Source organism: Actinosynnema sp. NPDC059335 (assembly GCF_042752395.1).
GTDB lineage: Bacteria > Actinomycetota > Actinomycetes > Mycobacteriales > Pseudonocardiaceae > Actinosynnema.
On the sequence record NZ_JBHYXZ010000170.1, the window covers coordinates 12,325 to 17,097 of the forward strand.

Here is a 4,773-nt window from a genome sequence, read left to right on the forward strand (position 1 = left end):
CCCGAGGGGGGGGTGGGGCGCCCCCCGGGGGCCGGGCGGGCCGCCCCCCTGCCGCGCCAGCACGCCCAGGTCGCCCGAGTCGATCCGCACCGCGCCCAGCCCCGGCCCGGCGACCTCGACGGCGGTCTTGATGCCGTTGGTGATGTCGTAGGTGTCCACCAGGAGCGTCGTGTCCACGCCCAGCGCCTCGACCTGCGCCCGGAACGCCTCCTCCTCGGTGTCGTGCAGCAGCGTGAACGCGTGCGCGCACGTCCCGGCGGTCGGGATGCCGTGCCGCCGCGCCGCCTCCAGGTTCGACGTCGCGGTGAACCCGGCCAGGTACGCGGCCCGCGCCGCCGCCACCGCCGCCTCCTCGTGCGTGCGGCGCGACCCCATCTCGATCATCCGCCGGCCGTTGGCCGCGCCCACCATCCGCGCCGCCGCCGAGGCGATCGCGCTGTCGTGGTTGAGGATCGACAGGGCCAGCGTCTCCAGCACCACGCCCACGCCGAACGGGGCCCGCACGGACAGGATCGGCGAGCCGGGGAAGTACAGCTCGCCCTCGGGGTAGCCGTCCACGTCCCCGGTGAACCGGTAGTCGGCGAGCCACTGGAGCGTGGCGTCGTCCACCACGTTGGTGCGTTGCAGCAGCTCCAGGTCACTCTCGGTGAACGTGAAGTCGGTGATCGCGTCCAGCAGCCTGCCGGTGCCCGCCACCACCCCGTAGCGCCTGCCCTCCGGCAGCCGCCGGGCGAAGACCTCGAAGACGCACGGCCGGTCGGCGGTGCCGTCGCGCAGCGCCGCGGCGAGCATCGTCAACTCGTAGTGGTCGGTGAACAGCGACGTCGACATGCACGGAAGCCTAAGCGGTCCGAAACGGCGGCCCTGCGGGCTCCACCGCGGAGCGGAACATGACACCATTGGCGGTATGACCACGCCCGTCGAGCATGAGCGGACGCAGGTTGACCCAGCCGGCGAGGAGGTCCGCACCGAGGACCGCCCGTGGCAGACCCTGGTCTGGAACGACCCGGTGAACCTGATGTCCTACGTGACGTACGTGTTCCAGAAGCTGTTCGGCTACAGCCGCGACCACGCGACCAAGCTGATGCTGGACGTGCACCACAAGGGCAGGGCGATCGTGTCGTCGGGGACCAAGGACAAGGTGGAGGCCGACGTGGCCAAGCTGCACGCGGCCGGGCTCTGGGCGACCATGCAGCGTTCGTCGTGAAGAAGTGGACCCGCAGGGGTGACCAGGTGCTCGGCCGGTTCGACCGGCAGGAGGCCGCGGTGGTGCGCGGCCTGGTGAGCCAGATCCAGGACATGCTGCTGGCCCGTGCCGAGGAGGCGCCGCGGGACGAGCTGGCGGAGCTGACCGGCATCCGCACCGGGCCGTCCACGCCGCCCGACGACCCGATCCTGGGCCGGCTGCTGCCCGACTTCCACCGGCTCGACCCGGACGCGCCCGACCCGTCCGAGGTCGACTCGGCCAACGCGCTGCGGTCGCTGCACGAGCCCGAGCTGCTGGACCTGAAGACCGGGGTGGCGGCGGTGGTGCTGCGGACGTGCCCGCCGGACGGCGGCGAGGTGCGGCTGGCGCTGGAGCAGGCCGAGGCGTGGCTGTCGGCGTTGAACGACGTGCGGCTGGCGCTGGGCACGGCGCTGGACGTGCAGGAGGACATGCCCGACGAGCTGCCGCCGGACGACCCGCGGTCGCCGCACCTGGGCGTGTACCACTGGCTGACGTGGGTGCAGGAGACGCTGGTCGAAGCGGTCATGGACTGATGCTGGTCGGTCGCGCGCCGGGGGTGGCGGTGCTGCTCGCGCCGGACGGCGCGGTGGCCGGGGTGGACGTCCGGGGCGCGCCGGTCGGCACGCGGGAGCTGGACCTGCTGGACCCCTCGACGCTGGTGCGGCGGGTGCACGCGGTCGTGCTGGGCGGGCCGTCGGCGGTCGACGGGGTGGTGCGGTGGCTGGCGGAGCGGGGGCACGGGTTCGCGGTCGGCGCGCGGCCGTTCGAGGTGGTGCCGATCGTGCCGGCGGCGGAGGCCCTGGGGATGCCCGGGGGTGACGGTTACGCGGCGTGCGAGGCGGCGTCGGTGTCCGATGAGCGGGCGTTGGCGTTCGTCGGCGGGACGGCGGTGGGGCTCGTCGTGGTGGACGCCGAACTCGGGCCGGCGGAATGCCGAAGGGTCGCGATGTCGGCGCACGACGGGTTCGCGCGGGCCGGCGTGACCGTGCCGGCGACCGTGTTCGCGGTGGCCACCGGCCGCCCGACCGCCACCCCGCTGAACGACCTGTGCACCAGCGCCACCGACGCCCTCGAACGCGCGACGCCCTGACCCCTCCGCGTGAGTCCTACGTTCGGAACGCGAGTGTCCTACGTTCAGAACACCCGAATTCAACGCTCAGGACCGGGTACCCGGTCGGCATGGGTGTGGAGAGGGCGTTGAGGTGGGTGCGGACCAGTCCGGCGGTCGACAAGGCGGCCGGGGCGTTGGCCGAGGCGGTGCCGGCGGCGCTGCGCCGCCGTGAGGTGACCGACCTGCTGCGCGCGCGGGCGCTGGGACGGCCGGTGCACCCGGCGGTCGTGGCGCTGCCCATCGGGCTGTACGCGGCGTCGGCGGCGTTGGACCTCATGCCCGGCAGCTCCCGCGCGGCACGGGCGGTGATCGGCGCGGGGCTCGCCCTCGCGCCCGCCGCCCTGGCGACCGAGCTGGCCGAGTACGGGACGTTGGACCAGGAGCAGCGGCGCACGGCCTTCGTGCAGCTCGCGGCCAACGCGGCGGCGAACGTGTGCTACCTCACGTCGTTCCGCCTCCGCGGCCACGGCTTCGGCGTGGTGGCCAGGGCCGTCTCGGCCCTCGGGCTCGCGGCGCTGGGCGCGGGCGGGCTGCTGGGCGTCCGCGCGGTCGACCGGACGGCCGTTCGGGGCGTCCGCGAACCGGTGTAGTGCGGGTTCTCACACGGCGAAACGACTTCCCCCACCACGTAGGATGGTGGACGTGCTGGTGATTCGCCGTGACCTCGTGGACGCGATGGTGGCTCACGCCCGTCGTGACCACCCGGACGAGGCATGCGGGATCATCGCGGGCCCCGAGGGCTCCGACCGCCCGGAGCGGTTCATCGCGATGGACAACGCCGAGCGCTCGCCCACGTTCTACCGCTTCGACTCGATGGAGCAGCTGCGCGTCCACCGCGAGATGAGCGCGAACGACGAGGAGACGATCGTCGTCTACCACTCGCACACCGCGACGGAGGCGTACCCGTCCCGCACGGACATCTCCTACGCCAGCGAGCCGCAGGCGCACTACGTGCTCATCTCGACCCGTGACCCGGAGCAGCACGAGCTGCGCTCCTACCGGATCGTGGACGGCGTGGTGACCGAAGAGCCGGTCGAGGTCGTGGAGTCGTACATGTTCGCGCACACCGGCGCCGACGACACCCCCGACTGTCCCTGAGCCCTCCAGGTGCGCCCGCGCACCACTCGTGGCACCACTCTCACCAAACCCGGCTCCTCGGAGGTACCAGCATGGCCGTCACCGTCTCCATCCCCACGATCCTGCGCACCCACACCGGTGGGCAGAAGTCCGTCGAGGCCGCGGGCACCACGCTCGCGGAGGTCATCGACGACCTGGAGAGCAACCACGGTGGCCTGAAGCAGCGCCTGGTCAAGGAGGGCGCGCTCCACCGGTTCGTCAACGTCTACGTCAACGACGAGGACGTGCGGTTCGCGGGCGGCCTGGACGCCGCGGTCAAGGACGGCGACACCGTGACGATCCTCCCGGCCGTCGCGGGCGGCTGACCGATCCCGGAGGTCTGATCGTGGCCCGGTACGAGTCACTGCTCGACGCGGTCGGCGGCACGCCCCTGGTGGGGCTGCCCCGGTTGTCGCCGTCGAAGGACGTGCGGCTGTGGGCGAAGCTGGAGGACCGCAACCCGACCGGCTCCATCAAGGACCGCCCGGTCCTGATGATGATCGAGGAGGCCGAGCGGACCGGGGTGCTCACGCCGGGCTGCACGATCCTCGAACCGACGTCGGGCAACACCGGCATCGCCCTGGCCATGGCCGCCAAGCTCAAGGGCTACGGCCTGGTGTGCGTGATGCCCGAGAACACCTCCGCCGAGCGCAAGCAGCTGCTGCAGGCGTACGGCGCGCGGATCGTGTTCTCGCCCGCGGCGGGCGGCTCGAACCAGGCCGTGGCGCTGGCGAAGGAACTCGCCGCGCAGAACCCGGACTGGGTGATGCTGTACCAGTACGGCAACCCGGCCAACCCCGGCGCGCACTACCACGGCACCGGGCCGGAGATCCTCAAGGACCTGCCGACGATCACGCACTTCGTCGCGGGCCTGGGCACCACCGGCACGCTGGTCGGCGTCGGTCGGTACCTGCGCGAGCACAAGCCGGACGTGCAGGTCATCGCGGCCGAGCCGCGGTACGGCGAGCTGGTCTACGGCCTGCGCAACCTCGACGAGGGCTTCGTGCCGGAGCTGTACGACGCCGAGGTGCTAACCGGCCGCTACTCGGTCGGCTCGTACGACGCGCTGCGCCGCACCCGGCAGCTGCTGGAGGTGGAGGGCATCTTCGCGGGCATCTCCACCGGCGCGATCCTGCACGCGGCGCTGGCCGCGGCGGAGAAGGCGGCGTCGCGCGGCGAGTCGGCGGACGTGGCGTTCGTGGTCGCGGACGCGGGGTGGAAGTACCTGTCCACCGGCGCGTACGCGGGCACGTTGGACGAGGCGGCCGAACGGCTCGACGGCCACCTCTGGGCCTGAGCGCGGAGAAGGGGCCTCGCG

At 72.8% G+C, this 4,773-nt stretch carries 7 protein-coding genes and 1 pseudogene; 7 read left to right on the plus strand and 1 reads right to left on the minus strand.

What is annotated here, in order from left to right; translation table 11 throughout:
• Positions 1–831, minus strand: a pseudogene (gene pncB / locus ACFXGA_RS34270) (nicotinate phosphoribosyltransferase); the annotation flags it as partial.
• Positions 832–907: 76 nt separating this feature from the next.
• On the opposite strand from pncB, the gene clpS reads away from it, so the two are divergent.
• The 7 genes from clpS to ACFXGA_RS34305 all read left to right on the plus strand — a co-directional run bounded on the left by clpS (position 908) and on the right by ACFXGA_RS34305 (position 4,752).
• A complete protein-coding gene (gene clpS, locus ACFXGA_RS34275; protein WP_053717098.1) occupies positions 908–1,207 on the plus strand; it encodes an ATP-dependent Clp protease adapter ClpS in 300 nt (99 codons plus the stop codon).
• Positions 1,204–1,761 (plus strand): DUF2017 domain-containing protein, encoded by a 558-nt coding sequence (locus tag ACFXGA_RS34280; RefSeq protein ID WP_378095266.1) that lies wholly within the window; start codon positions 1,204–1,206, stop codon positions 1,759–1,761. The genes clpS and ACFXGA_RS34280 overlap by 4 nt, the downstream gene beginning before the upstream one ends.
• The gene (locus tag ACFXGA_RS34285; protein WP_378095268.1) at positions 1,761–2,318 is read left to right on the plus strand and encodes a P1 family peptidase; all 558 of its coding nucleotides are present in this window, start codon (positions 1,761–1,763) and stop codon (positions 2,316–2,318) included. The genes ACFXGA_RS34280 and ACFXGA_RS34285 overlap by 1 nt, the downstream gene beginning before the upstream one ends.
• Positions 2,319–2,407: 89 nt before the next feature.
• The gene (locus ACFXGA_RS34290) at positions 2,408–2,929 is read left to right on the plus strand and encodes a DUF2231 domain-containing protein (protein WP_378095270.1); all 522 of its coding nucleotides are present in this window, start codon (positions 2,408–2,410) and stop codon (positions 2,927–2,929) included.
• Positions 2,930–2,981: 52 nt separating this feature from the next.
• Positions 2,982–3,437 carry a Mov34/MPN/PAD-1 family protein gene (locus tag ACFXGA_RS34295; protein ID WP_073889135.1) on the plus strand — a complete coding sequence of 152 codons (456 nt, stop codon included), beginning with the start codon at positions 2,982–2,984 and terminating at the stop codon, positions 3,435–3,437.
• Between the two features lie 71 nt (positions 3,438–3,508).
• Positions 3,509–3,781: a MoaD/ThiS family protein gene (locus tag ACFXGA_RS34300; protein ID WP_378095273.1), complete on the plus strand. Its 273-nt coding sequence runs from the start codon at positions 3,509–3,511 to the stop codon at positions 3,779–3,781.
• A 20-nt stretch (positions 3,782–3,801) separates the two neighbouring features.
• On the plus strand, positions 3,802–4,752 hold the full coding sequence (locus ACFXGA_RS34305; RefSeq protein ID WP_378095275.1) for a PLP-dependent cysteine synthase family protein: 951 nt from the start codon (positions 3,802–3,804) through the stop codon (positions 4,750–4,752).
• Positions 4,753–4,773 lie beyond the last annotated feature (21 nt).